Raw genomic sequence first — 26,861 nt, forward strand, 5'->3', positions numbered from 1 at the left:
ATGAGCGTCACCGCCCCGCCCCGTCCCGCCGATGCGCGCGATGCCACGATGCTGGCGCAACTGTCGGACATCGTTCCCCCCGTCGTGCTGGCCGTCGAACGCACGCGCGACGACGTGCCGACCGTCTGGATCGCTCGGGAACATTTGCACGGGGCGATGGCGCGGCTGCGGCAGCCCGACGCCAGCCTGCGCATGCTGTTCGACCTGACCGCGATCGACGAACGGCAGCGCACGCATCGCGCGGACCAGCCGGAAAGCGCCTTCACGCTGGTCTATCACCTGATGTCCTTCGCCGGCGCCGGGGACGAACTGCGCCTGAAGGTGCCGTTGCCGGCCGACAGCCCGCACGCCCCCACGATGACGGATCTGTGGCCGAACGCGAACTGGTACGAACGCGAGGTCTGGGACCTGTTCGGCGTCGTGTTCGACGGGCACCCGTTCCTGCGCCGCATCCTGACGCCGCCGACCTGGACCGGCCATCCGCTACGCAAGGACCATTACGCCCGCGCCACCGAAATGCCGCCCTACAGCCTGACGGAAGACCAGGAATTCGCCGAGCAGGAAGCCCTGCGCTTCGACCCTTCCCAGTGGGGCATGAAGCGGCATTCCGCGCACAGCGACTTCATGTTCCTCAATCTCGGCCCCAATCACCCCAGCGTGCATGGCGTGTTCCGCATCGTCCTGCAACTGGACGGCGAACGGATCGTGGATGCCGTGCCCGACATCGGCTTCCACCATCGCGGCGCCGAGAAGATGGGCGAACGCCAGTCCTGGCACAGCTTCATCCCCTATACCGACCGCGTCGACTACCTGGGCGGGGTGATGAACAATTTTCCCTATGTCATGGCAGTGGAGAAGCTGGCAGGCATCACCGTGCCCGACCGCGCGCAGATGATCCGCGTGATGCTGGCCGAACTGTTCCGCATCGCCAGCCATCTGGTGTTCTACGGCACCATGACGCAGGACGTCGGGCAATTGTCGCCCGTGTTCTACATGTTCAGCGACCGCGAACGGGTGTTCGAGATCATCGAGGCCATCTGCGGCTTTCGCATGCATCCCGCGTGGTTCCGCATCGGCGGCGTGGCGATGGACCTGCCGCGCGGCTGGGACGGGCTGGTCCGCGCCTTCCTGGACTACCTGCCCCGCCGCCTGGACGAATACGACAAGATGGTGATGCGCAACGGCATCTTTCGCGCACGCACCAGGGGCGTGGGCGCCTATACGGCGCGCGAGGCCGTGGAATGGGGCGTGACCGGCCCCGGCCTGCGCGCCTGCGGGCTGGACTGGGACTATCGCCGCAAGGCGCCCTACGGCTGCTACGACCAGCTTGAATTCGACATCCCGACGGCTGCGAACGGCGATTGCTACGACCGCGTGGTCGTGCATATCGCGGAAATCCGCCAGAGCCTGCGCATCATCCGCCAGTGCGTGGACAACATGCCGGCCGGCCCCATCAAGGCCGACCATCCCCTGACCACGCCGCCGCCCCGGGCGCGGACGATGCACGACATCGAAACGCTGATCCATCATTTCCTGAACGTCAGCTGGGGGCCGGTCATTCCGCCGGGCGAGGCCCGCGCCTGCGTCGAGGCCACGAAGGGGCTGAACAGCTACCATCTGGTCAGCGACGGCGGGACGATGTCCTACCGCACGCGCATCCGCACGCCGTCCTTCGCGCATCTGCAGATGATTCCGCTGATCAGCCGGGGCACCATGATCGCCGACCTGATCGCCATCATCGGCAGCATCGATTTCGTGATGGCCGATGTCGACCGCTGACGCCCCCCTGCCGCCGGACCTGCGGTCCGACGTCGCGGCCATGGCGGCGGCCGAGCACCATGCGCGCATGGCGGCCATCCCCGCCCTGATGGCGGTGCAGGCGCGCCTGGGCTGGGTCAGCGACGCGCACCTGGCCGACGTCGCCGGCCTGCTGGGCCTGTCGCCGGCCGACCTCGACGGTGTCGCCACCTTCTTCAACCTGGTCTTCCGCCGGCCGGTCGGCCGCCATGTCATCATGATGTGCGACAGCGTATCGTGCTGGATCATGGGGCGCGACGCCCTGTGCGCGCGCCTGTGCGACCGGCTGGGCATCCGGCCGGGCCAGACGACGGCGGACGGGGCGGTCACGCTGCTGCCCATCGTCTGCCTGGGCCATTGCGACCACGCCCCCGCCATGCTGGTCGACCGCACGCTGCACGGCGACCTGGACGAAGCGGGCATCGACCGGATCGCGGACGCCCTGGCCGCGGACACGCCCGAGGGACCGCCGACATGACCGAACGGCCGCTGACCGCCATGATCGATCCCGCCGTCGGTCCGCCCGACTGCGCCGCATACGGCAGGGCCGGCGGCTGGCGGGGCGTGCGCGCGGCCCTGCGGGACATGACGCCGGACGCGGTGATCGACGTCGTGACGCGCTCGACGTTGCGCGGGCGCGGCGGGGCCGGCTTCGGGACCGGCCAGAAATGGAGCTTCGTGCCCAAGGACCCGGCCGCCACCCGCCGCAAATACCTGATCGCCAACGCCGACGAGATGGAGCCCGGTACCTTCAAGGACCGGCTGCTGCTGGAAGGCAATCCGTTGCAGCTGATCGAAGGCATGATCGTCGCGGGCTACGCCATCCAGGCCGGCCACGGGGTGATCTTCCTGCGCGGCGAATATCATGTGGCGCTGGACCGCCTGACCCGCGCCATCGCCGACGCCCGCGCCACCGGCTGGCTGGGCGCGGACATCCTGGGCTCCGGCTTCGGGTTCGACATCCATGTCCATGCCAGCGGCGGCCGCTATATCTGCGGCGAGGAAACGGCGCTGCTGACCGCGCTGGAAGGCAAACGCGCCCAGCCGCGCAGCAAGCCGCCCTTCCCGCAGGTCGGCGGCCTGTGGGGCGCGCCCAGCGTCGTCAACAATGTCGAAACCCTGTGCAACGTGCCGCACATCGTCGCCAACGGCGCGGACTGGTTCCGCGCGCTGGGCCTGGGCCCCGACGGCGGGACCAAGCTCTACGGCGTCAGCGGGCGCGTCCGGCGGCCCGGCACCTGGGAACTGCCGATGGGCACCCCCCTGCGCGAGATCATCGAACGGCATGCCGGCGGCATGCGCGACGGCTACGCGCTGCGCGCGCTGCTGCCGGGCGGGGCCTCCACCGCCTTCCTCGACGCCGGGCAGGTCGACGTGGCGATGGAATACGGCGCGGTGGAAAAGGCCGGCAGCCGGCTGGGCACGGGGCTGGCCATCCTGCTGGACGACCGGACCTGCCCCATCGGCATGCTGCACAATCTGGAACATTTCTTCGCCCAGGAATCCTGCGGCTGGTGCACGCCCTGCCGCGACGGGCTGCCGTGGGTCGAACGGCTGCTGGCCGCCATCGAGGACGGCACCGGCGAGGCCGAGGACCTGGACCGCCTGGCCGACCATGCCCGCCTGCTGGGGCCGATGGGCCGCACCTTCTGCGCGCACGCGCCGGGCGCGATGGCGCCGCTGGCCAGCGGGCTGCGCCTGTTCCGCGCGGATTTCGAGGCCCACATCCACCAGCGCGGCTGCCCGCTGCGCCAGGCCGCATAGGGGGCGGGACGATGGCGACGATCCATATCGACGGCCGCCCCTGCCCCGCCCGCCCGGGCGAAAACATGCTTCAGGCCTGCCTCGAGGCCGGGGCCGACCTGCCCTATTTCTGCTGGCATCCCGAACTGGGGTCGGTGGGCGCGTGCCGGCAATGCGCCGTGCGGCAATACAGCGGCCCCGACGACCGCACCGGCCGTATCGTCATGGCCTGCATGACGCCGGTGACCGACGGCGCGATCCTGTCCATCGACGATGCCGAGGCCCGGGAATTCCGCGCCAGCGTCGTGGAATGGCTGATGACCAACCACCCGCACGACTGCCCGGTCTGCGCGGAGGGCGGGGAATGCCACCTGCAGGACATGACGGTGATGACCGGACACGCCGTCCGCCGCTACCGCTTCACCAAGCGCACCCATCGCAACCAGAACCTCGGCCCCTTCATCAATCACGAGATGAACCGCTGCATCGGCTGCTATCGCTGCGTGCGGTTCTATCGCGACTATGCCGGCGGCGAGGATCTGGCGGCCTTCGCCACCCATAACGACGTCTATTTCGGCCGCCATGCGGACGGCGCGCTGGAAAACGGCTTCAGCGGCAACCTGGTGGAAATCTGCCCCACCGGGGTCTTCACCGACAAGCCGTTCACGGCGGTCTACAGCCGCAAATGGGACCTGCGGGGCGCACCTTCGGTCTGCACGCATTGCGCCGTGGGCTGCAACACCATCGTCAATGCGCGGCAGGACCGCACGCGCCGGGTGCTCAACCGCTATCACGACGCGGTCAACCGCTATTTCCTATGCGACCGGGGGCGTTTCGGCCACGGCTTCACCGCCGCGCCGTCCCGCCTGCGCGCGCCCCTGGCCCGGATCGACGGCCGCCCGACCCCGGTACCGGCGCAGGACGCCCTGCGCCGTTTCCAGATGATGGCGCAGGACGGACCGGTGGTCGGCATCGGTTCGACCCGCGCGTCGCTGGAATCCAATTTCGCGCTGCGCGCGCTGGCCGGGCCGGCACGGTTTTCGACCGGCATGGCCGAACCGGAACACGGGCTTGCGCGTCTGGTCGCCGACCTGCTGCGCGCGACCCCCGCGCGCAACCCCACCCTGCATGACATGGAATCGGCCGACGCCGTGCTGATCCTGGGCGAGAACGTGACCGTCACCGCCCCCCGCGCCGGCCTGGCCCTGCGGCAGGCGGTGCGGCAGGCCGCCTTCGATATCGCCGACGCCGCGCGCATCCCGCGCTGGATGGACGCCGCCGTCCGCACCCTGGGGGCGGAGGCATGCTCGCCCCTGTTCGTCGCCACTCCCGGCCCGACCGACCTGGATCCGATCGCGCGCGCCACCTACCGCGCCGCGCCGGACGACCTTGCCCGCCTGGGCTTCGCCATCGCGCATGGCCTCGACGCCGCCGCCCCCGATGTCCCCGACCTGCCGGAAGACGCGGCCCGGCTGGCTGCGGACATCGCGGCGATCCTGCGCGCCGCCGCCCGTCCGCTGATCGTCGCCGGCACCCAGTACGGCACGGCGGCGCTGCCGCAGGCGGCGGCGGCCATCGCCACCGCCCTGGCGGCGCAGGGCGTCGACGCCGCCCTGTCGCTGGTCCTGCCCGATTGCGACAGCATGGGACTGGCGCTGATGGGCGGCCTGTCGCTGGACGCGGTGTGCGCCCTGGCGCGGGACGGCGGGATCGGCACGCTGGTGGTGATGGAAAACGACCTGACCCGGCGGCTGGACCCGACGGCGCTGGACGCCCTGCTGGCCGCCGTGCCGCATCTGGTGGTCGTCGACCACACCGCGACCCCCCTGTCCGCCCGGGCCGAGCTGACCCTGCCGTCGGCCAGCTTCGCCGAATGCGGCGGCACCCTGGTCAGCACCGAGGGGCGCGCGCAACGCTTCCTGCAGGTTCTGTTCCCCGACCTGCCCCTCCAGGCCGGCTGGCGCTGGGCGCGCGACCTGGCGCATGCGGCGGCCGTGGCGGAGGCCCCCGTCTGGCATGACCTGGACGATATCGTCGCCGCCATCGCCGCCGCGATCCCGTCCCTGGCCCCGATCGGCCAGGCCGCGCCCGATGCCGCCTATCGCCTGGACGGCGCGCGCCTGCGCAGCGAACCGCCCCGCATCAGCGGCCGCACCGCCGTGCGGGCCAACATCAGCGTCCGCGACCGCCCGCCCCCGGCGGCGCCGGACACGCCGCTGGCCCCGACGATGGAAGGCGCGTACGGTCCTGCCATCCCCGGCGCGCTGGTCCCCTATTACCAGGCGCCGGGCTGGAATTCGGTCCAGTCCCTGAACCGCTTCCAGCAGGAAATCGGCGGCCCGATGCGCGGCGGCGACGCCGGCGTACGCCTGCTGGACGGTACCAGGGGCGCAAGCCAGGACGGAACCCCGCGTCCGCACCCCGCCTACGCCACCGCCATCCCCGCCCCCTTCGCCGCACGGGCGGGCGAAATCCTGCTGCTGCCCGAACCCCGCCTGTTCGGGACCGAGGAACTCAGCACCCTGTCGCCCCCGATCGCCGCCCGAATCGAACCCGCCGCGCTGCGCATCGCCGACGACGGCGGCACCGCGCCCACGATCGCATTGCGCCTCGATGGCCAGACGGTGATCCTGCCCGTCATCCGCGATCCCGCCCTGCCGCCGGGCATCGCCCTGTGCCCGCCGCACATGGCCCTGCGCGCCTTCGCCGCCCCGGCCTGGGCGATCGTCCAGCCCGCCCCGGACGATGCGCCATGACGCCCCCACCTCTGGTCGTCATCGCCGGCACGCTGGCCGTGCTGCTGGGGCTGGCCACGATGCTGACCTGGGCCGAACGCCGGCTGCTGGGCCTGTGGCAGGACCGGTACGGCCCCAACCGCGTCGGGCCGGGCGGCCTGTTCCAGGCGGTGGCCGACGGGATCAAGATCCTGTTCAAGCAGGACTGGATTCCCCCCTTCGCCGACCGGCCGGTCTTCGTCCTGGCACCGGCCATCGGCATGATGACGGTCCTGCTGGCCTTCGGGGTCATTCCCGTCACCGCGCTGTGGAGCATCGCCGGCGACCTGAACGTCGGCCTGCTGTTCGTGTTCGCCACCATGGGGCTGGGGGTCTATTCCGTGGTGCTGGCGGGCTGGGCATCGAACAGCAAATACGCGCTGCTGGGCGGCATGCGGGCCGCGGCGCAGATGATCAGCTACGAAGTGTTCATGGGCCTGTCGACGATGGGCGTCGTCATGACGGCCGGGTCGTTCAGCCTGCGCGACATCGTGCAGGCGCAGGCGGGCCTGTGGTTCGTCATTCCGCAATGCCTGGGCTGCGCGGTGTTCCTGCTGGCCGGAATCGCGGAAACCCATCGCCTGCCCTTCGACCTGCCGGAAGGCGAGAACGAACTGGGCGCGGGCTTCCATACCGAATATTCGGGCATGAAGTTCGGGATGTTCTTCCTCAGCGAATATGCCGGCATCGTCCTGGTTTCCGCCCTGGTCACGACGTTGTACCTGGGCGGCTGGCAGGGGCCGGTGCTGCCGCCCGCCCTGTGGTTCGCCGCCAAGACCGGCGCGCTGGTCTGCCTTTTCATCCTGCTGCGGGCCGCCCTGCCGCGCCCGCGCTACGACCAGCTGATGGCGCTGGGCTGGAAAGTGCTGCTGCCGCTGTCGCTGCTCAACATCGTCGCGACCGGCGCGGTCCTGCTGCTGCGCGCGCCGGGCTGACGGGGGGACATGCCATGTTCGGAATCCTGCGCACCCTGTGGCTGACGTTCCTGCACCTGGGCCATCGGCGCGTCACCGTGGGCTATCCGGAAACCAGGCCCGCCCTGCCGCCGCGCTATCGCGGGCGGATCATCCTGTCGCGCGACCCCGACGGGCTGGAACGCTGCGTGGCGTGCAACCTGTGCGCGGTGGCCTGCCCGGTGGATTGCATCAGCCTGCAGAAGGCCGAGCAGGACGGGCGCTGGTATCCCGAATATTTCCGGATCAATTTTTCCCGCTGCATCTTCTGCGGATTTTGCGAGGAAGCCTGCCCGACCTACGCCATCCAGCTGACCCCGGATTTCGAGATGAGCGAGTACGTCCGTCCGAACCTGGTCTATGAAAAGGAGGACCTGCTGATCAGCGGCACCGGAAAATATCCCGACTACAGCTTCTATCGCGTCTCGGGCGTGGACATCCCGGGCAAGGCCAAGGGCGATGCGGAACGCGAGCAGCCGCCCGTCGACCTGCACAGCCTGCTGCCGTGACCGCCCTGCCGCCATGATCCTCAACGCGCCCTTCCTGCTGTTCGCCCTGGTGGCGGTCTGGGCCACGTTCATGGTGGTGACGCGCGCGGTCGCGATCCATGCGCTGCTGTACCTGGTGGTGGCACTGCTGGCGCTGGCCTGCATCTTCGACGTGCTGGGCGCGCCGTTCGCCGCGATCCTGGAAGTCATCGTCTATGCCGGCGCCATCATGGTGCTGTTCGTGTTCGTGGTCATGATGCTCAATCTCGGCCGGCCGGACCGCCTGCGCGAAAATACCTGGATCACGCCGCGCACCTGGGTCGGTCCGGGCATCCTGGCCGCCCTGCTGCTGGCCGCGCTGGCCGACGCGCTGGCGATGGCCCCGCCCGATGGCGGACCGGTCGTCGTCATCGACACGCGGCAGGTCGGGCTGGCGCTGTACGGGCCCTATGTCCTGATGGTGGAACTGGCGTCGTTCCTGCTTCTGGCCGGTCTGGTCAGCGCCTTTCGCATCGGCCGGCACATACGTGGCGAGGATGCGCCGTGACCGCCGCCCCGGCCCAGGCCCTGCTGCTGGCCAGCATGCTGTTCGCGCTGGGCCTGCTGGGCGTGCTGGTGCGGCGCAACCTGCTGTTCATGCTGATGTCGATCGAAATCATGCTGAACGCCGCCGCCCTGGCCTTCGTCGCCGCCGGAATGCGCTGGCACGCGGCCGATGGCCAGGTCATGTTCCTGATGATCCTGGCCCTGGCCGCGGCCGAGGCCGCCGTGGGGCTGGCGATCCTGCTGCGCCTGCATGCCGCCGGCCGCCCGACGCTGGACGCCGATACCGGCAACCGCCTGAAGGGATAAGGCATCATGCTCGCCCTCCTGCCGCCGCTGGCCTTCCTGCCGCCGCTGATCGTCCTGTGTCCGCTGGCGGCCGCCACGATCCTGCTGCTGTCGGCCGGGCGCATGCCAGCCCCGGCGACCCGCGTGCTCGCCGCCGGGGCGGTCGGGCTGGCGGCGGTGCTGACCCTGTGGCTGGCCGTCCGGTTCCTGTCGGCGCCGCCGCCCACGCATCGGCTGGACGTCGTGCTGTGGCACTGGCTGCGCGTGGGCGGGTTCGACGCCCGCATCGCCTTCACGCTCGACCCGCTGTCGCTGGTGATGATGCTGGTGGTGACCGGGGTGGGCTTCCTGATCCATCTCTACGCCTGCGGCTACATGCGCGGCGATCCGGACGTGGCGCGCTTCTTCGCCTGCATGACGCTGTTCGTCGCAGCGATGCTGGTGCTGGTGCTGTCGTCCGACCTGCTGTGCCTGTATGTCGGCTGGGAAGGGGTGGGGCTGTGTTCCTACCTGCTGATCGGCTTCTGGTACGCCGAGGCCGCGAACGGCGCCGCCGCGCGCAAGGCCTTCATCGTCACGCGCATCGGCGATGCGGCCCTGCTGTGCGGCCTGCTGCTGCTGGCCACCCGGGCCGGCGGGCTGGATATCACGATGCTGCTGCAACCCGGGCAGCCCGGCGGCCCGGTGGCCGAGGCCGCCGCCGCCCTGCTGCTGGGCGGCGCGCTGGCCAAGTCGGCGCAGGTGCCGTTCCAGATCTGGCTGCCAGACGCCATGGCCGGCCCGACGCCGGTGTCGGCGCTGATCCACGCCGCGACCATGGTCACCGCCGGGGTCTACCTGATCGCGCGGCTGCACCCGCTGTTCCTGGCCGCGCCGACGATCATGGCCGCCACCGCCGTACTGGGACTGGTCACGCTGCTGCTGGCCGCCGGCAGCGCGCTGGCCCAGACCGACATCAAGCGCATCCTCGCCTTCTCGACGATCAGCCAGCTGGGCTACATGTTCCTCGCCCTGGGCACCGGCGCGTGGGGGGCCGCGATCTTCCATCTGGTGACGCACGCACTGTTCAAGGCGCTGCTGTTCATGGCGGCGGGCGCCGTCATCCTGCGCGTCCATCACCAGCAGGACATCTTCCACATGGGCGGGCTGGGACGCGCGATGCCGGGCGTCTTCGCCGCGTTCGCGGCCGGGGCGGCGGCGCTGGCCGGCCTGCCGCTGGTCACCGCCGGATTCTACAGCAAGGAGGCTATCCTGCAGCAGGCCTGGCACGCCAGTCCCCTGCTGTGGGCGGGGGCGCTGCTGGGGGCCTTCCTGACCGCGCTCTATATCTCGCGCTGCGTCTTCATCGTGTTCCTGGGGCCGGTCCGCACCGCGCCCACGGGCCGGACGGAGGCGTCGATGGCCATCCCGCTGGCCGGCCTGTCGGTGCTGGCGATCACCGGCGGCCTGATCGAAATGCCCGATGCCATCGCGCCGGTGCACCTGCTGTTCCGCCTGCTGGCGCCCGTGCTCGGCCCCCCACCGGCGGAGGGTGGCGCGGAAGGGGGCGCCGGGCTGCTGCTGCTAACCGGGGCGCTGGCGCCGCTGGCCGGCATCGCCATGGCCTGGGTCCTGTGGCGTCCGCGTGCCGGGACCGCCGCCCCGGCCGCAGGCGAACTGGCGCGCGCGGCGCGTGCCGGCTGGGGGTTCGACGCCGCCTACGGGCTGCTGCTGGTGCGACCGTTCCTCGCATTGGGGTGGCTGAACCGCCGCGACCTGTTCGACCGCGTGCCCGACCTGCTGGCCGCCGCGACGCGATGGGGGGCGGCGGTGCTGGGCCGGATGCAGGACGGACGGGTCCGGCGCTATGCCGGATGGATCGCCGCCGGGACGGTCGCGGCGCTGTGCCTGGCGGTGCGGCCATGATCGCGCTGTATGGCCTGGTGCTGCTGCCGCTGGCCGGGGCCGCCGCCGCCTGGCTGGCCGGCCGGGCCTCGCCGCGCGCCCCATGGTCCGTCGCGATTGCGACCCTGGTCCTGCTGGCCGGCCTGCTGGCCTACGTCACCCATGCCGTGCCGGCGGGGGGCGGGCCATGGCTGGCCCACGTCTCCGCCCCGTGGATTCCGGCGCTGGGCATCACGCTGCGCTGCGACATGGACGGGCTGGGTCTCGTGCTGCTGTGGCTGACGGTCGCGCTCTCCTTCCCCTGCGTTCTGCTGTCGTCGCGCGATATCGCGGACGCGCCGGGCACGTTCCATGCCCTGCTGCTGGCGACCATCGCCGGGGTCGACGGCGTGTTCATCGCCACCGACCTGTTCCTGTTCTTCTTCTTCTGGGAACTGATGCTGGTGCCGCTGTATGTGCTGATCACCGTCTGGGGGCACGAGGACCGGACGCGCGCCGCCTTCAAATTCTTCCTGTTCACGCAGGGCAGCGGCCTGCTGATGCTGCTGTCGATCTTGGGCCTGGTGGTCGTGCACCAGCACCAGACGGGTGTCCTGACCTTCGATTACTTCACCCTGGCCACGACCCATCTGTCGCCCCCGCTGGCGATGGGGCTGATGCTGGGCTTCTTCGTCGCCTTCGCGGTGAAGCTGCCGGTGGTGCCGCTGCATGTCTGGTTGCCCGACACCCACACCCAGGCCCCCACGGCGGGCAGCGTCCTGCTGGCGGGGGTACTGCTCAAGACCGGGGGATACGGGCTGATCCGCTTCGTCGTCCTGCTGTTTCCCGACGCGGCGGTGCGCTTTGCGCCGGTGGCGCTGGCGCTGGGCGCGTTGGGCATCCTGTACGGCGCTTGGCTGGCGCTGATGCAGGACGACATCAAGCGGCTGATCGCCTACAGCAGCGTCAGCCACCTGGGCTTCGTCCTGCTGGGCGTGTTCTCGGGCTCGGCGCTGGGCATGGCCGGGGCGGTGGTGCAGATGGTGGCCCACGGGCTCAGCACCGGCGCGCTGTTCGTCATCGCCGGCGCCCTGCAGGACCGGCTGCACACCCGCGACCTGCGCCGCATGGGCGGGCTGTGGCCGGCGCTGCCGCATCTGTCCGCCACAGGGCTGGTCTTCGCCATCGCGTCGCTGGGCCTGCCGGGCCTGGGCAATTTCGTCGGCGAATTCCTGGTGCTGCTGGCCACCTGGCGCGTCAGCCCCCCGATCGCGATCCTGGGGGCGGCGGGGCTGGTGCTGTCGGCGCTCTATGCGCTGACGATGATCGGCCGCGCCTTCCTCGGTTCCCCGCCGGGCGACGGCTGGGCGGCCCTGCCGGATTTCGGGGCGCGGCACATGACGGTGCTGGGGGCGGCGATGGCGTTGCTGCTGGCACTGGGCCTGTATCCGCAGCCGGTGCTCGACCTGTCGCTGCCGGCACTGCCGCATGACGCGGCGCGGCCCATCGCATCCCCACCCGTCGCACCAGGGGGGCCGCGCCCATGATCGCCGCGCTGGTCGCCACCCTGCCCGACATGCCGATGCCGGTGCTGGTCCTGGCAGCGGGCATACTGGTCCTGCTGCTGGCCATCGCCTGTCGCGGATCCCGCCCGAGCGGGGCCGCCGGCGGGACGGATGACCGGACGGACGGCGGGACGGTCGCCGGGGCGATCATCTCGGCCGCCACGATCGCCCTCGCCTTCATCGGCCTGTGGTCCCCCGCCTCGCCGCCCTCCGGCGGCATGGCGCGGCTGTTCGCGGCCGATGCGTGGTTCGCCTACGGCACCGGGCTGATCCTGCTGTCGTCGGGCGGCATCCTGGCCATGTCCTGGCGCCGCATGGCGGGCGAACGCGCGGACGAGGCCCATCTGCTTCTGCTGCTGGGCACGCTGGGCGCGGTCGTCGCCGCCGGCAGCGCCAATGCCGTCGCGTTCTTCGTTGGACTGGAAACCCTCAGCCTGTCGCTGCTGGGGCTGATCGCCTATCGTCCCCGCGTGCCCGACGCCGCCGAGGCCGCCATGAAATACCTGGTGCTGTCGGGCACGTCCTCGGCGATCCTGCTGTTCGGCCTGGCCCTGGCCTATGCCGAAACCGGAGACCTGCGCTTCACCGCCCCGCCGGCCGCCAACCCGGCCGAACCGGCACTGGCCGTGGCGGCGACGATCCTGGTGCTGACCGGCCTGTTCTTCAAACTGTCGGCCGCCCCCTTCCATCTGTGGCTGGCGGACGTGCTGGACGGCGCGCCGACGCCGGTCTCGGCCTTCGTCGCCGTGGTCTCCAAGATCGCGCTGTTCGTGGCCCTGGCCCGCTATTTCGCAATGACCGACCTGACCGGCACGTCCCTGCCCGCCCAGGACCTGGCGGTCGTCGCGGTGCTGAGCATGGTCGGCGGCAACCTGCTGGCGTTCGGGCAGACGAACCTGAAGCGCCTGCTGGCCGGCTCGTCCATCGCCCATGTCGGCTATCTGCTGGTGGCGCTGCTGTCGGCGGGGCCGTTCGGCGCGGGCAGCGCCGCGTTCTATCTGGCGGCCTATGCGGCGGCCACCCTCGGCGCGTTCGCCGCCCTCGGCGCGGGGCCCGACCGGCCCGACCTGGCCGCGTGGCGCGGCATGTTCCACCGCCGGCCCGCCCTGGCGCTGGCCCTGTCGGTCATGCTGCTGTCGCTGGCGGGCATTCCGCCGGCCGTCGGCTTCTTCGCCAAGGCCTATATCGTCGCGGCCGGCGTATCGGCGCACCGGATGCTGCTGCTGGCGGCGCTGATCGTCAGCAGCATCATCGGATTGTGCTATTACCTGAACGTCGCCCGGATCATGATGGCGCCCGCCCCCGACACCGCGCCGGCAATGGCGGCGCGATCCGGCGGGACGACCGTCCTGCTGGCGGCGCTGGCGCTGGCGACCCTGCTGATCGGCCTGTTTCCCGGCCCACTGGTCCAGCGCACCACGGCGCTGTTCCTGCCCGCCGTTCCGGCAACGGAAACGGCCGCGCGCGCTCGGGGCCCATTTGAAAACATGCGCTGGTGAACCAGGGAACGGCGCGGCCTCATGCGCCGTCCGCCACGGCGCACCTATTCAGAAGGCTCTCACGACTTTCTGTACACCGGCATTCCCGCCCAGGAGGGCGCGCCTCTTGCAATAACACCGGACCATCCTATTTTCCCTTGTATATTCCAAGAGGCATCGCAATCGGCTACGCGCGCGATGCGGGGGGCTTCTGCCATGACCGCCACCGTCCTGCAGGTACTCGACCACAAGGGCCATCACGTGTTCACCGTCCGCGAGGACATGCCCGTCGGGCAGATCGCCGACGCGATGGTGCGGCACCATATCGGCGCGGTTCCGGTCACGAATGCGGCCGGACGGCTGATCGGCCTGGTGTCGGAGCGAACGCTGGTCACCGCCCTGTCCGCCCACGGCACCAATTTCGGCCGGCTGGCCGCCCGCGACATCATGATGCGCGACGTGCCGACCGCCACCCTGGACGAAAACATCATGGAGATCGGGCGCCGGATGACCGAACGCCGCACCCGCCACCTGCCGGTGATCGACGAAGGCGCCATCATCGGGCTGGTCAGCATCGGCGATATCGTCAAGGCCCGGCTGGAGGAAGCCGAACACGTGACCCACGAACTCAGCGCCTACATCCGCGACAGCGATCACACCGCTTCCGGCCCCCGGACCAACCACCGGGATGCCGTCGCCCCCGCCGACCCGCATCGTGCGCGTCCGGCGCGGACACCGGGATACGCCCGATAGCGTCACCGACAGCCGCCGCGCCGACAGCCACCGCCGATCGCCGCGTTGCGCTACGGCAGGCCCGTGCCCCCCGTTGCACCCACCACCTGTCCGGTGACGTAGCTTGCCTCGGTCGACGCCAGCTGCACATAGATCGGCGCCAGTTCCACCGGCTGGCCGGGCCGCCCCATGGGGACGTTCTCGCCGAATTTCTCCACATTTTCCATCGTCTGTCCGCCGCTGACCTGCAACGGCGTCCAGAACGGGCCGGGGGCGACGGCATTGACCCGGATGCCCTTCGCGATCAGCTGCTTCGCCAGGCCCTTGGCGTAATTCGCGATCCCCGCCTTGGTGATGGAATAATCGAGGATATTGACCGAAGGATTATAGGCGTTGGTCGACGCGGTGAAGATCATCGCCGATCCCGGCTTCATATGCGTGATCGCCGCCTTGGTCAGCCAGAACAGCGCATAGAGATTGGTCTTCAGGGTCCAGTCGAAATCCTCGGTGCTGACATCGAGGATGTCGTCGTGCGTATGCTGGCGTCCCGCGCAGTTGACGAAGATATCCAGCCCGCCGAGTTCCGACGCGGCACGGTCGACCAGCGAGGCGCAGAACGTCTCGCTGCGGATATCCCCCGGCAGGGTCACCACCTTGCGCCCGGCCGCGCGGATCAGGTCGGCGACCTCGCGCGCGTCGCTTTCCTCCTGCGGCAGGTAATTGATGGCGACGTCCGCGCCCTCGCGCGCATAGGCGATCGCGGCGGCGCGGCCCAGGCCGGAATCGCCGCCGGTAATCAGCGCCTTGCGCCCGGCCAGGCGCCCGCTGCCGCGATAGCTCCGCTCGCCATGGTCGGGGCGCGGGACCATGCGCGACGCCAGGCCCGGCCAGGGCTGCGGCTGGGCCTTGAACGGGGCGTGGGGATACAGGCCGCGCGGGTCGGCCAGCGGCGCGGCCTGCGCCACGTGCTCCTGGCCGAAAGCCGGCGACACGACGCCCGCCGCCACGCCGGCCATTGCGCCGCGAATCACCCCGCGACGGGATGTGCCGTTATCGTCACTCATGAATCCTCCTCTGCGCGGTTCGCGACGCACGCGCCGCACCGGCCGTCATGGCCATGCAGGCCACCAGACGACCGCGAACCTGTCAGAATCTGGTTTTAAATTCGTTCTGTCGGCGACGGGGGGCCACCAAGGCCGGCCATGCTCGAAAAAACATGCAGACCGGACCGCAGACAGGCCTTCCGGACCTGCCGCGCGCCACGCCGTTCGCCGAACCGCCGGCCGACATGGGGGATCGATACATCCCGCTCTTCCGATCGTTCCGGTCCGGTCGGCCGGAAAGGCCGCCGGGCGGACGTTTCGCGTGTATCAGGTGGTGTCCTCGCCCGCGGGAATGTCGTCGTCGAATGATCCGATCGCGTCGGCGGCATGCCGGCCCAGGACGATGGACTGCCCCGCGATTTTGACCGCGTCGCTCAGCGGCAGGAAATGATAGGTGCCATCGGCACTCGTCACCTGCAGGCGCGTCCGGCCTTCCACCGCCCGGGCGACGCCCACCTGTACACCGTCGGACCCGACGACGGCCATTCCTGGCCGCACTTCGTCCGCATTGATCATGTCGCACTCCTTCCCTGTCCGGTATCCGTCGCCGGCAAATCGTGAAACGATGCCGGCACGGTCCGGAATTTTCGGCCGGAACAACCTGACCGTCGGCCGTCCCTGTCCCTTCCCCGAACGGATACAGTGCGGCGAAAGTTGCGTTTTTCGATGGAACGGCCAGGATTCGCTTACGCGTCATTGCCCGGGGGCCCTTCATGCCATCACGCCGAACGATCGGCCGGCTCATGCCACTGGCCCTTCTTGTCGCCATCGGCGCGGCGATCGCGACCCATCGGGCCTGGCTGCCGGCCGCCTACGATCCGACCCGGCCACTGGACCTGACCGCCCCGCGCACCTTCATGACGCCGATCAAGCTGCGGCTGCTGTCCTCGGACCAGGGGATGTGCCAGGCGGCGCTCGCGACATCCGCGCTGCATTTGCGTCCTGTCCCCGTGGGGGGAACCGCGGCCTGCCCGGTACCGGACGGCGAACGGGTCGATGGCGGGCCGGCGCCGTCCCTGCCGGCCGGTTTCCTGGCCTCCTGCCGCCTTGCGGTCCGTTGGTCGATGTTCCAGACCGACGTGGCGGAACCGGCGGCGCGCGCGGTGTTCGGCATGGGCCTGCGCGGCATCCGCCAGGCCGGCAGCTTCGCCTGCCGCGATATCCGCGACCGCCCCGGCGCCATCAGCAGCCACGCCACCGCCGACGCGATCGACGTGTCCGCCTTCATCCTCGACGACGGACGGGAAATCCCCGTCAGCGCATGGCACGCGACGACCGCGCACGGGTCGGATCCGCGCATCGCCTTCCTCCATCGCGTCCGCGACGGCGCCTGCGGGATCTTCGGAATCGTCCTGTCCCCCGATTATAACGGACTGCACGCCGGCCACCTGCATCTCCAGGCGACCGGGTTCGGACTGTGCGACTGACCGTCCGGCCGATTTCGGGGCCCAGGACGCGCAGCCATGCGCCGAGCCGATGGATCGGGACGCGCACTTCCTTGATTTTTTTCGTTTTCTGGACTACAAAAATACGAACGCCTTCCTGTACTGTCATCATGTGAACCAATACAGGCGAAGGCCTTCATCCCGAAAAACAAAACCAACGAAACCAGATCGCCCGGGACGCCGCGTCATTTCGAACCGAGCCTTTCCCGCGCATCCCGGGCCTCGACCCGGGATGGATGACGCCTTCCCAGCATGCAGGACGGAGGATGTGCCATGACGACAGTGTTCCGGACGAAAGAGGCGAGCCGTCTCCGGCGGGCCGGGCCAGGGCTCGCCCTTGCGGCCGTCATGGGACTTGTCCCGGTCATCCCGATCGTGGCGACCCCCGCCCCGGCCCATGCGCAGGCCGCCGACGAATCGGAACAGATCACCGTCGAGGCGACGCACCACGTCCGGGTCGTCTATCATGCGCGGGACCTGCAGGACGTCACGCACGCACGGCGGTTCATCGGACGGCTGGACAAGGCGGCGCTGGTGGCCTGCGGCGACGATACCGCGATCGCGGAAGAACTCCGGCGCGCCATCGAACGGTCGGACTGCCGGCGCGACGGCGTCCTGCGGGCGATCGCGGACGTGCGCGACCCGATGCTGGACCAGGCCCTGGCCCGCTACGGACTGCCGACGTGACGCGGCGGCCGGCCGACGCCCCGCCGCCGGACGATCACCGCTTTTTTTCTTCTGCCGCGTAACAAAAAATGCCATGATCCCCCTGGCCGGCCGGAAATGCCGGCCAGTCAGGGGAAATGCCAGCCAGATGCCGATATCCGGCCCGTCGCCTTCCTTCGCCGACGAAAGCCGGCGGCTCGTCCCTGTCGCGCCCCCCGTACCCGAAATTCCCGTCCCGCAGCCGCCGTTTCCGGCCTCCCCGCTGCTGGAGGCCAGCGCCTGGCTGACGGCCATCGTCGCCAGTTCCGACGACGCCATCCTCAGCAAGACGCTGGACGGCACCATCCTCAGCTGGAACGCGGGGGCCGAGCGCATATTCGGCTATACCGCCGCCGAGACGATCGGCCAGCCCATCACCATGCTGATCCCCGAAAGCCGGCTGCAGGAAGACGCGGTCATCCTGGCCCGCATCCGGGCGGGCGAGGACGTGGACCATTACGAAACCGTGCGGCGCCGCAAGGACGGCACCCTGATCGACATCTCGCTGATGGTCTCGCCGGTCCGCGACCGGACCGGACGTATCCTCGGCGCGTCCAAGATCGCCCGCGACATCAGCGACCGCAAGCGTGCCGAGGCGCGGCGCGACCTGCTGCTGCATGAGATGAACCACCGGGTGAAGAACCTGTTCGCTCTGGTCAACGGCCTGGTCTCGCTCAGTGCCCGGTCGGCCCGGGACGTGGACGACCTCGCCATCGCATTGTCCCAGCGGATCATGGCCCTGTCGCGCGCCCATGAATTGACCATGCCCGACCTGTCCCATGCCCTGCCCGCGCCGTCGCAGACCTCGCTGCACGCCCTGCTCCTGGCGATCGTGGCCCCGCTGGACAATGACGAAGGCAGCCGCATCGCGATCTCCGGGCCGGATATCGCACTGCCCGGCGGGGTACTGACCTCCCTGGCGCTGCTGCTGCATGAATTCACGACGAATGCCGCGAAATACGGCGCCCTGTCCTGCCCGGACGGCCGGCTGGACGTCGCCATCGCCCGGACGGGCGACATGATGGAACTGACCTGGACCGAAACCGGCGGCCCGCCCGTCACGCCGCCGGCGCCCGAGGTCGGATTCGGCAGCCGGCTGGAACGGGCCACGGTCCAGGGCGCGCTGCAGGGACAGGTGCATCGCGAATGGCTGCCGGCCGGCGTCGTCATCACGCTGTGCATCCCGCTGGCGCGCCTGGCGCCCTGACCTCCCGCCACGTCCTCTCTTTCATGTGAGGGAACGGGCCCGCCTCCCCCGCGCTGGCTTCAGACAGGGCGGGACCGCACGCGGGCGACGACCGCGCACGCCGGTCGGCTCCGGCCGCAGAAGGGGCACGGCATGCGCCCCTTCCTCCCTGACGATTCACGGCACTCCCCCCTGGCACACCCGGCAGACGGAGAACGACGATGACCGACAATCCCCTCGACATGTCCCCGACCCGCGACGCCCGCATCCGCGCCCGGGCCCGCCTGCTCTGGCAGGAAGACGGATGCCCCGACGGCGGCGACACCGCCTATCTGGAGGCCGCCCGCGCCCTGATCGGCATCGCGGACAGCGCCGGTGCCGGACAGATCCGCCCGTCCGACGAACAGGACGGGGTGGAAGATGCCTTCCTGCAGGACAATCTGGGCGAATTTCCCGGCCGGCTGACCGACCAGGGCGACGACCGCCTGGTGCCTTTCCCCACCCGTCGCCAGGCGCATATGGCCGCGAGGGATGAGGGCGGCATCATGGGCGAACTGGACGGAAGGACGATCGCGATCCTGGCCACCGACGGCGTCGAGGAGGTGGAACTGACCGAACCCGTCAAGGCTCTGCGCGACGCGGGCGCCCGCACGGTGCTGGTGGCGCTGCATTCCGGCCAGATCCAGGCCATGAAAGCCGATGTCACGCCAACCAGGCGGTATGACGTCGACCTGCCGGTCGCCCAGGCGGCGGCGGTGGAATTCGACGGCCTGGTGCTGCCCGGCGGCACAACCAGCCCCGATCACCTGCGGATGGATGACGACGCCGTACGGTTCGTGCGGGAATTCGTGCAGGCCGGCAAGCCCATCGCGGCGATCTGCCATGGCCCCTGGACCCTGATCGACGCCGGCGGCGTGAACGGCCACACCATGACCTCGTGGCGGTCGCTGCGCGCCGACCTGACCAATGCCGGCGCCCATTGGGTCGATGAATCGGTCGTGACCGACGGGATGCTGGTCACTTCGCGCAATCCCGGCGACCTGAAGCTGTTCTGCCCGGCCATCGTCACCCTCTTCGCCGGCGCGGCGGCGCACCCCGCCTGACCCGGCCCCGCGGCGCGAGGACCGTTCCCATGACCGCCCGAAGGACACACCCCGCGCGGCGCCGGCGATGGTCCGCCGACGTCACGCGGCACAGCGACGCACTGGACCTCGAACCCGGCGTCTTCGCCAGCGACGACCCGCACCAGATCGCCGAATCCCTGAAGCGCTCGGCCGAGGCCAGCACGCGGCGCAAATCCTCCCCGTTCCGTTCGGCGATGTCGATGCTGGTGTTCTACACCAACCGCGCGGGCCGGCATCTGTCCCAGGCGCGGCTGCAGACCCTGGATCGCGCGAAGACGGAACTGCGCCGCCTGTTCGGCCGCCCCGGCTGACCTACGCTTCTTCCCGTCGATGGCAGCCCTTCGGCAGGCAGCCTGGACGCGGCGGAAAGCTGCCGCCGGCACGGTAAAGAAGCGATAGCCGGCGAAGGGCGGACGCCAATCCTTCACGCACGCGGACCAGCGGGCCATCGGTGCTTCCGCCGCCGGGTGATCTGCCGGGCCGTGTCGGCAGGATGACCGACGCCGAAGGTGCATAAGGCGCATGCGGTCCATCTGGCGGCAATCCGGCGGATGCGGGATACTTCACGTCCACCGCCGGATCCCCCAGGCGGTGTCCTGACGCGAAGGCAGGACCGTTCGCGGCACCATCGACGCCGATTTTCAAGGATCGCTCAACCGGACGGGGTCACGCGCCACGCCACCCCATCCGACGATCCTCCCTAGCCCGCCTTCTTCGGCCGGGTCGCAGCCCCGCCCAGCGCCCCGCCCTTGCGGGACGATTCGTGGGAGACCGGATGCCCCCGCCCCGACCCGCTCTTCTTGCCGCCGCCGGTTTCCTTGTTCACCGTGGCCCAGGCCCGGCGCTCGGCCTCCTGCTCATCGACGCCACGCTGCTCGTAGCCGGCCTCGATATGCTCCGCCTGTCGCTTCTGCTTGTCGGTGTAGGATGATTTGTCTCCGCGCGGCATGACACATGCTCCCTTGCGATTGATATCGCCGGTCAGACGGCGTGAACCCGGCTTTCACGCTCCCAGAACCGCAGGGCGCGGCAGGCCGTGACGAATCCCGCGACATCGCCGGCTTTCGCCAGCGGCAGGATCCCCCCGTCCATGTCCTGCGTCCGGATCCCCGCGCGCTTCATCAAGGGCTGGGCGGCGGCGGCATAGCCGATGAATTTCGCATGGGCGAAGGCATCCGCGACGAAATCGCGGGCCGTCGCTTCCTCGCACAGCACTGCCGTTCCCTCGGCGGACGGCAGCAGGATCACCGCGTCATACAGTACCGAGGGGGCACCCTTGATCTTCTGTCCGGCGGGGATGCGGACGCCGGCGCTCGTCACCACGCCACCGACCTGCGGCGCGACCAGTTCGACATTCGCCCCTTCGTCATCCGCCGCCTTCATGACGGCGTCCAGCAGGGCGGCATCGACGCCATCCGTTACCAGCACACCGAATTTACGGCCGGCGAAATCGGCCGGCCCGTTCTTCAGGATGCTCAGCGCGGGCGATGGCGGCAGGCCGTCCAGCACCGGACGCGCCGGGGCCGGGGCCTCGGGCAGGCCGTCCAGGCCCAGGCCTTCTGCGACGGCGGTGGCCAGTTCCAGGTCGACATGGACCAGATGCCCCACCATCCGCTGCCGGATGGCCAGGGTTTCCACCTTGCTCAGCTCAAAGGTGAAGGCCTGCTGGATATGGACCTGCTCCGTCGCCGTCTGGCTGAGGTAGAACTGCCGGGCCTGGCTGTAATGATCGGCGAACAGCTCGGACCGTACCCGCGTCTTCACGCCGTCCTCGTGCGCCGGGAACGACGTGAACCCCCGGGCCGCGTCCTCGCGCGGGCCGCCCTGCGCGCCGCCCCAGGAATTGGGTTCGTAATTGGCCCGGCCCTTCGGGTTGTGCATCGCCATGTGCCCGTCCTGCTGGAAATGATGAAACGGGCATTTGGGCGCGTTGATCGGAATATGCGTGAAATTCGGACCGCCCAGCCGCTTGACCTGGGTGTCGAGATAGGAAAAGTTCCGTCCCTGCAACAGCGGATCGTTGGTGAAATCCACGCCGGGCACGATATTCTGCGTGCAGAACGCAACCTGTTCGGTCTCGGCGAAGAAATTGTCGACCACGCGATCCAGCACCAGGCGTCCGACACGACGCACCGGGACCAGTTCCTCGGGGATCAGCTTGGTGGGGTCCAGCACGTCGAAATCGAAACTGTCGGCGAAATCGTCGTCGAACAGCTGGACGCCCAGTTCCCATTCCGGAAAACTTCCGGCCCCGATCGCGTCCCACAGGTCCCGGCGATGGAAATCCGGGTCCGCGCCATTGATCTTCACCGCCTCGTTCCAGACCACCGACTGCAGGCCCATCTTCGGCTTCCAGTGGAATTTGACGAAAGTCGACCGGCCGGCCGCGTTCACCAGGCGGAAGGTATGGACGCCGAATCCCTCCATGAAACGGAACGACCGGGGCAGCGCGCGGTCCGACATCACCCAGAGCGCCATGTTGACGCTTTCCGGCGACAGGGAAATGAAATCCCAGAAATTGTCATGCGCCGACTGCGCCTGCGGAAAGTCCCGGTCGGGTTCCGGCTTCACCGAATGGATGACATCGGGAAACTTGATGGCGTCCTGGATGAAGAAGACCGGGATATTGTTGCCGACAATGTCCCAGTTGCCTTCCTTCGTGTATAATTTGACCGCGAACCCCCGCACGTCGCGTGCCAGGTCGAACGATCCCTTGCTGCCGGCGACGGTGGAAAACCGCACGAAGGCCGGCACCCGCTCGCCGGGCCGCTGCAGGACATCGGCCCGCGTCACGTCGGACAGCGAATCCGTCAGTTCGAAGAACCCGTGGGCGCCGTACCCGCGCGCATGGACCACCCGTTCGGGGATGCGTTCGTGGTCGAAATGGAAAATCTTTTCGCGAAAATGAAAATCTTCCAGAAGAACCGGCCCGCGCGCCCCGGCCTTCAGGGAATTCTGGTCGTCCGCGACCGGCGCGCCCTGCTGGGTCGTCAGGATCGGAACGTCGCCACCGGCCCCCTGGTGGGTTTCCCCCCCCGTGCCACGCGTGATGCGTTCGGTCCCGATGGTGGCGCGCGTACGGGCGTTATCCGGTGTTTTCGCAGTCATGAACGGTTCTCCGGTTCGATCGGGCTGGCGGGGCGGAATCGGCCCCTTGATGCCTCATGACTCGGGAACAACGTGACGCAGGGACATGGGTTGCCCTGTCGCGGGCGCCATGCTGCCTCTTCCGTCACGCATGTGTGACCTCAATCGTTTTTCCGGAACCATGGTATCCGGGCCCGGTTCGGTTACGCGAAACGTGCATCGACCGGCCATTCCCGGCCGGACCGCTCCGTTTCCGACAGAGGAGACCCGCAATGTTCCGTTCCCACCCCGTCGCCAGGCTGATCCTCGCAGGGCTCCTCGCGGGAGGCGCAACCGGCGCCCTGCAGCCCGCGTCCGCGCAGACCTCCGACACGTCGCCCCCCGCTGGCGCCACGCCCTCCGCTCCCTCGCCCGCCCCATCGCCCGGGCCTGGCGCCAACCGGTCGACCGTGCAGCCGTCGGAACGGCTGCCGACCTGGCCCAACCAGAAGCGCGAACAGGTCTCCCCTACGCCGGCATCGCCGGGCACCAGTCGTCAATCGCTGTCCGCCGAGCAGGCGAAGCGACAGGCCCACCACACGATCCCGGGCACGAACACCGTTCCCGGTACGACGGGGCAGCCACGCAGCACCACGCCGCCCCAGCCGTAACGCCGGGCGACTACGGACACGACGACGGCGCCTACCCGGACCATGCCGGGCGGGCGCCGTTCGCCGGCCGGTTCAGGCGGCCATGTGGGTCAGCCGTTCCTCGGAAATGGTCGACAATTTCTTGTCCGCGCTCTTTTCTTCCTCCAGCGTTTCATGGAGGAGGGCCGCGCAATCCGGATGGCCGAGTTCCTTGGCCCAGGCGATCAGCGTCCCATATCGCGTGATCTCGTAATGCTCGACCGCCTGCGCGGACGAGGCGATCGCCGCGTCGAGGACGCTCTTGTCGTCGACCTCGTCGGAAATCTCGTCAGCTTCGTCGAGGATGCCGTCGATCGCCGGACATTTGACGGTCGAGAGCGCGACGCCGTGCATCTGGAACACCTGTTCCAGGCGCGCGATATGCGTGCGTGTCTGCTCCAGATGATCCCGCAGACAATCCTTGAGCTCCATTGACGACGCCTTGTCGATCATCGCCGGCATGGTGCTCGCAATTCTCCTTTCGGCATAAAGGATGTCCTTCAGCTGGTGTACGAACAGATCGTTCATCGAGTGGATATCCCGCGTGAAGAGTCCCATGATCTTTCCTCCTGACTGGCCGGACGTCCGGAACGCAATGCCGTTCGCCCCAGGCATGCCGCATGCCCTGGCGGAAAAATCATCATGTAGACACATGATGTAAAGCCCTTTTGACGAACACGTGAAATACGAAACCATGCGATTTTTCGACCCTTTTCCGGCCATGCCGGATAACCGACCGTTTCAAATGAATAATTTTTATTTTCCCTTGTTATATCATTTGTTTCACGAATTTTGTCATGTCCGTGGATTTGAGAAAAACGGGCGACATATTGAAATGCCGATCACGCGCCCGACTCCCTCCCCTCTGGGAGAGCATGCGTCCTGATGATAATAATGCGAAGTATTTCGATCATGACTCGTCTTTTCCAATATTTATCCGACGACCCGGCCACCCGGGTGGCCGAACGCGGCCATGGCACGGGCAAGACGCAGCATCATCCCCGCAAATTCGTCCAGGACCGGAAAAAGGCGGCGGCCGGGCGCAACGGCGGCCATCACTGACGCCATGCCCATAGGCCGGGGGGCCGGTGGCGCCCGCTCCCCGGATGCAGATACCCTCTCTATCCTTCGGTCGGCGCTACCTGGCCGTCCCGCTGGGCCTCGGTGACCAGGCGGATAACCTCCTCGTCCTCGACCTGGGCGAAATCGCGATAATACGCGCCGACGGCATAAAGCGGGCGCGGCTGCATCAGGCAGACGATGTCGTCACACTCGGCGGCGAGGGCCGCAATGCTGTCGGGCGGCGCCACCGGCACCGCCAGGATCAGGCGCGCCGGCCGCGCCCCGCGTACGGCCTGCAACGCCGCCCGCATGGTGCCCCCGGTCGCGATTCCGTCGTCGACGACGATCACGGTCCGCTCCGCCAGGGGCATCGGCGGCCGTCCTTTCAGGTACAGCCGGCGCTGCCGTGCGATTTCCCCAAGCTGGCGCTGCACGATGTCGCGGATCGCCCGGGTCCCGACCCCGAATTCCCCCACCAGCACCCGGTCCAGCACGATATGCGGCGCGGCGCCGTCCACAACCGCCCCCAGGCCGTACTCCTCATGCCCCGGCAGGCCGATCTTGCGCACGAACAGCAGGTCCATGTCGGTGTGCAGCGCCCGCGCGACCTCGAACGCTACCGGAACGCCGCCTCGCGGCAGCGCCAGGACAAGGGGGCGAGACGCGGCATAGGGCAGAAGGGCGGCGGCCAGCGCACGCCCGGCCTCCTGCCTGTCGCGAAACGGTTCCCGGCGGTCGGACATCGTCCTGTGGTCCCTCCTTCGCCTGCCCCGGGGTTACAGGCCGAACGGCCAGGTTTCCGGGGCGCCGTGCGGATGCGCGTGTCCCAGCGGCGTGACGGCCCGCGTTTCCTCGAACCAGACCCAGGCATCGAACTGCTCGGCCAGCGATGCCTCGAAATAATGGCTCGCCAGCTCGGTTTCGGGGCGATAGATCACGCCGATCGCCCGCTCGCGCAGCGGCCCGCGCAGATGCGCCCGCAACGGCGCCCGGCTGTCCCGCCAGTCCGTCAGGCTGCGCGGATGGCCCGCCCGGGCGAAGGCGTGTTCATAGCTGTCGAACCGCGCCGGGCGCACGTTCTTCACCTCCATGTCCCCGTCCCAGTCGCTGGCGGCCGCGACGGTGCCCCGGTCGGTGCCGAAGCCGATCAGCACGGCCTCGTCGCCATGGGCCATGCGGCACAATTCGCCGATGTTGAACTGGCCTTCCCACCCCATCGCAGTCGCGGCGGCATTGCCGACATGCGAATTATGCGCCCAGATCACGGCCTTCGCCGCATCGCCCCGATGGGCCAGCAGCGCCTGGATGGTCCCGAACATGTGCCGGTCCCGCAGGTTCCAGCTTTCGGTCGCGCCGCGATACATGACCCGGTAATACAGTTCGGCGGCACGGACGATGCGCGCGTTCTGCACCGCGTCGAACCAGGCCTCGCCATCGTGGTGCAGGTAGCGCAGGCGATGGATCAGCAGGTCGCGCAGCTGCGCCACCACCGCGTCCTCGCAACTGTCCTGCCCCCGCCCGATCACCGCCCGCCCATACCGGGCCGGATCGTCCTGCCATGGCGTCAGGCGCGCATAGCGCCGCCGGGCGAACGCCGCCGCGTCGGGATCGACATGGTCGAGATAGGCCAGAACGGCATGGATCGATTCACCCAGGCTGTACAGGTCGAGCCCGTGAAACGACACGCGCTCGGCCTCCGCCCGGGTTTCGTTGTGACGACGTAGCCAGTGCACGAAGGCGGCCACATCCTCGTTGCGCCACATCCAGGTCGGAAACCGGGTGAAGGCCGGTCCGCGCCACGGACGGGGCGCCCGATGCCGGGCATAATCGTCGATCCGCGCGCCGTCGGGCCAGTCGGCCTCGACCGCGACGATGGTGAAGCCATGATGTTCGACCAGCCGCCGGGTGATGGCGGCGCGCGCGCGGTAGAATTCCGACGTGCCGTGCGTCGCCTCGCCCAGCAGGACGACCCGGGCATCGCCGAAGCGATCGAAGGCCGCGCCGAACGCCTCGGCGTGATCCAGGCCCGGCAAGGGTTCGCCATGGTCGCGCAACGCCTCGACCAGGCCCGCGGAACCGTCAGGACGGGCCCCGCTCCGAACGGATATATCGGCCATAACAGGCCCCTTTCCCCCGTCGCATATCGGGGTACATGCAGCGCCCCATGACGGTGGGCACGCGCCGGCCGGAATGCAGGGGCACCGGCCATCACGAAGCGCGGAGCGACAGGGGGCCGCCCCTCTTATCAACACAAAGT

At 69.2% G+C, this 26,861-nt stretch carries 26 protein-coding genes and 1 pseudogene; 20 read left to right on the forward strand and 7 right to left on the reverse strand.

What is annotated here, in order from left to right; genetic code table 11:
* The 12 genes from nuoC (at position 1) to HLH28_RS02905 (ending at position 14,245) form a co-directional block, all read left to right on the forward strand.
* A complete protein-coding gene (gene nuoC, locus HLH28_RS02850; protein WP_182954212.1) occupies positions 1-1,779 on the forward strand; it encodes an NADH-quinone oxidoreductase subunit C/D in 1,779 nt (592 codons plus the stop codon).
* Positions 1,766-2,275 carry an NADH-quinone oxidoreductase subunit NuoE gene (gene nuoE, locus HLH28_RS02855; RefSeq protein WP_182954216.1) on the forward strand — a complete coding sequence of 170 codons (510 nt, stop codon included), beginning with the start codon at positions 1,766-1,768 and terminating at the stop codon, positions 2,273-2,275. Before nuoC ends, nuoE begins: the two co-directional genes overlap by 14 nt.
* Positions 2,272-3,561 (forward strand): NADH-quinone oxidoreductase subunit NuoF, encoded by a 1,290-nt coding sequence (nuoF, locus tag HLH28_RS02860; protein WP_182954219.1) that lies wholly within the window; start codon positions 2,272-2,274, stop codon positions 3,559-3,561. Before nuoE ends, nuoF begins: the two co-directional genes overlap by 4 nt.
* A gap of 11 nt (positions 3,562-3,572) precedes the next feature.
* Positions 3,573-6,296, forward strand: a complete 2,724-nt coding sequence (nuoG, locus tag HLH28_RS02865; RefSeq protein WP_182954221.1) for an NADH-quinone oxidoreductase subunit NuoG — start codon at positions 3,573-3,575, stop codon at positions 6,294-6,296.
* A complete protein-coding gene (gene nuoH / locus HLH28_RS02870; RefSeq protein ID WP_182954224.1) occupies positions 6,293-7,249 on the forward strand; it encodes an NADH-quinone oxidoreductase subunit NuoH in 957 nt (318 codons plus the stop codon). Before nuoG ends, nuoH begins: the two co-directional genes overlap by 4 nt.
* A gap of 14 nt (positions 7,250-7,263) precedes the next feature.
* Positions 7,264-7,776 (forward strand): NADH-quinone oxidoreductase subunit NuoI, encoded by a 513-nt coding sequence (gene nuoI / locus HLH28_RS02875; protein ID WP_182954227.1) that lies wholly within the window; start codon positions 7,264-7,266, stop codon positions 7,774-7,776.
* 13 nt (positions 7,777-7,789) lie between these two features.
* Positions 7,790-8,302, forward strand: coding sequence for an NADH-quinone oxidoreductase subunit J (gene nuoJ, locus HLH28_RS02880; protein WP_182954231.1), 513 nt, complete (start codon positions 7,790-7,792; stop codon positions 8,300-8,302).
* Complete coding sequence (gene nuoK / locus HLH28_RS02885) at positions 8,299-8,607, forward strand: NADH-quinone oxidoreductase subunit NuoK (protein ID WP_182944187.1); 309 nt, start codon at positions 8,299-8,301, stop codon at positions 8,605-8,607. The genes nuoJ and nuoK overlap by 4 nt, the downstream gene beginning before the upstream one ends.
* Positions 8,608-8,613: 6 nt before the next feature.
* Positions 8,614-10,491 (forward strand): NADH-quinone oxidoreductase subunit L, encoded by a 1,878-nt coding sequence (nuoL, locus tag HLH28_RS02890; RefSeq protein WP_182954234.1) that lies wholly within the window; start codon positions 8,614-8,616, stop codon positions 10,489-10,491.
* Positions 10,488-11,996 carry a complex I subunit 4 family protein gene (locus tag HLH28_RS02895; RefSeq protein ID WP_182954237.1) on the forward strand — a complete coding sequence of 503 codons (1,509 nt, stop codon included), beginning with the start codon at positions 10,488-10,490 and terminating at the stop codon, positions 11,994-11,996. The genes nuoL and HLH28_RS02895 overlap by 4 nt, the downstream gene beginning before the upstream one ends.
* Positions 11,993-13,513, forward strand: a complete 1,521-nt coding sequence (locus tag HLH28_RS02900; protein ID WP_182954240.1) for an NADH-quinone oxidoreductase subunit N — start codon at positions 11,993-11,995, stop codon at positions 13,511-13,513. Before HLH28_RS02895 ends, HLH28_RS02900 begins: the two co-directional genes overlap by 4 nt.
* Before the next feature lie 195 nt (positions 13,514-13,708).
* Positions 13,709-14,245, forward strand: coding sequence for a CBS domain-containing protein (locus tag HLH28_RS02905; protein ID WP_182954242.1), 537 nt, complete (start codon positions 13,709-13,711; stop codon positions 14,243-14,245).
* A 50-nt stretch (positions 14,246-14,295) separates the two neighbouring features.
* Here HLH28_RS02905 and HLH28_RS02910 read toward each other — a convergent pair whose 3' ends face one another.
* Together HLH28_RS02910 and HLH28_RS02915 are read right to left on the reverse strand one after the other, a co-directional pair.
* Positions 14,296-15,288 (reverse strand): SDR family oxidoreductase, encoded by a 993-nt coding sequence (locus tag HLH28_RS02910; RefSeq protein ID WP_182954246.1) that lies wholly within the window; start codon positions 15,286-15,288, stop codon positions 14,296-14,298.
* A 306-nt stretch (positions 15,289-15,594) separates the two neighbouring features.
* Entirely contained in the window at positions 15,595-15,843 is a 249-nt protein-coding gene (locus HLH28_RS02915) for a DUF2171 domain-containing protein (protein WP_182954249.1), read from the reverse strand.
* A 227-nt stretch (positions 15,844-16,070) separates the two neighbouring features.
* On the opposite strand from HLH28_RS02915, the gene HLH28_RS02920 reads away from it, so the two are divergent.
* From HLH28_RS02920 to HLH28_RS02940, 6 genes and pseudogenes are all read left to right on the forward strand, one after another.
* The gene (locus HLH28_RS02920) at positions 16,071-16,754 is read left to right on the forward strand and encodes an extensin-like domain-containing protein (RefSeq protein WP_182954252.1); all 684 of its coding nucleotides are present in this window, start codon (positions 16,071-16,073) and stop codon (positions 16,752-16,754) included.
* A 291-nt stretch (positions 16,755-17,045) separates the two neighbouring features.
* Entirely contained in the window at positions 17,046-17,459 is a 414-nt protein-coding gene (locus HLH28_RS02925; protein WP_182954254.1) for a UrcA family protein, read from the forward strand.
* Between the two features lie 127 nt (positions 17,460-17,586).
* Positions 17,587-18,684 (forward strand): PAS domain S-box protein, encoded by a 1,098-nt coding sequence (locus HLH28_RS02930; protein ID WP_182954256.1) that lies wholly within the window; start codon positions 17,587-17,589, stop codon positions 18,682-18,684.
* Positions 18,685-18,905: 221 nt separating this feature from the next.
* Positions 18,906-19,007, forward strand: a pseudogene (locus HLH28_RS18215) (DUF2934 domain-containing protein); the annotation flags it as partial.
* A 201-nt stretch (positions 19,008-19,208) separates the two neighbouring features.
* Entirely contained in the window at positions 19,209-19,766 is a 558-nt protein-coding gene (locus HLH28_RS17955) for a type 1 glutamine amidotransferase domain-containing protein (protein ID WP_246395664.1), read from the forward strand.
* 29 nt (positions 19,767-19,795) lie between these two features.
* Positions 19,796-20,098 carry a DUF3175 domain-containing protein gene (locus HLH28_RS02940; RefSeq protein ID WP_182954265.1) on the forward strand — a complete coding sequence of 101 codons (303 nt, stop codon included), beginning with the start codon at positions 19,796-19,798 and terminating at the stop codon, positions 20,096-20,098.
* Positions 20,099-20,487: 389 nt separating this feature from the next.
* Here the strand turns inward: HLH28_RS02940 and HLH28_RS02945 are convergent, their stop codons facing one another.
* Together HLH28_RS02945 and HLH28_RS02950 are read right to left on the reverse strand one after the other, a co-directional pair.
* Positions 20,488-20,736 carry a plasmid stabilization protein gene (locus HLH28_RS02945; RefSeq protein WP_182954268.1) on the reverse strand — a complete coding sequence of 83 codons (249 nt, stop codon included), beginning with the start codon at positions 20,734-20,736 and terminating at the stop codon, positions 20,488-20,490.
* A gap of 32 nt (positions 20,737-20,768) precedes the next feature.
* A complete protein-coding gene (locus HLH28_RS02950; protein WP_182954270.1) occupies positions 20,769-22,895 on the reverse strand; it encodes a catalase in 2,127 nt (708 codons plus the stop codon).
* A gap of 251 nt (positions 22,896-23,146) precedes the next feature.
* Here HLH28_RS02950 and HLH28_RS02955 point away from each other — a divergent pair, with 251 nt between their 5' ends.
* Positions 23,147-23,524, forward strand: a complete 378-nt coding sequence (locus tag HLH28_RS02955) for a hypothetical protein (protein WP_182954272.1) — start codon at positions 23,147-23,149, stop codon at positions 23,522-23,524.
* A gap of 72 nt (positions 23,525-23,596) precedes the next feature.
* Here the strand turns inward: HLH28_RS02955 and HLH28_RS02960 are convergent, their stop codons facing one another.
* A complete protein-coding gene (locus HLH28_RS02960) occupies positions 23,597-24,100 on the reverse strand; it encodes a YciE/YciF ferroxidase family protein (RefSeq protein WP_182954275.1) in 504 nt (167 codons plus the stop codon).
* Positions 24,101-24,454: 354 nt separating this feature from the next.
* Between HLH28_RS02960 and HLH28_RS02965 the strand changes: the two genes are divergently transcribed.
* Complete coding sequence (locus HLH28_RS02965; RefSeq protein ID WP_182954279.1) at positions 24,455-24,604, forward strand: hypothetical protein; 150 nt, start codon at positions 24,455-24,457, stop codon at positions 24,602-24,604.
* Between the two features lie 59 nt (positions 24,605-24,663).
* Here the strand turns inward: HLH28_RS02965 and HLH28_RS02970 are convergent, their stop codons facing one another.
* Complete coding sequence (locus HLH28_RS02970) at positions 24,664-25,347, reverse strand: phosphoribosyltransferase (protein WP_182954282.1); 684 nt, start codon at positions 25,345-25,347, stop codon at positions 24,664-24,666.
* A gap of 33 nt (positions 25,348-25,380) precedes the next feature.
* The gene (locus HLH28_RS02975) at positions 25,381-26,721 is read right to left on the reverse strand and encodes an erythromycin esterase family protein (RefSeq protein WP_182954285.1); all 1,341 of its coding nucleotides are present in this window, start codon (positions 26,719-26,721) and stop codon (positions 25,381-25,383) included.
* Between the last annotated feature and the right edge of the window lie 140 nt (positions 26,722-26,861).

This window comes from Gluconacetobacter tumulisoli (assembly GCF_014174155.1).
GTDB classification, from domain to species: Bacteria; Pseudomonadota; Alphaproteobacteria; order Acetobacterales; family Acetobacteraceae; genus Gluconacetobacter; species Gluconacetobacter tumulisoli.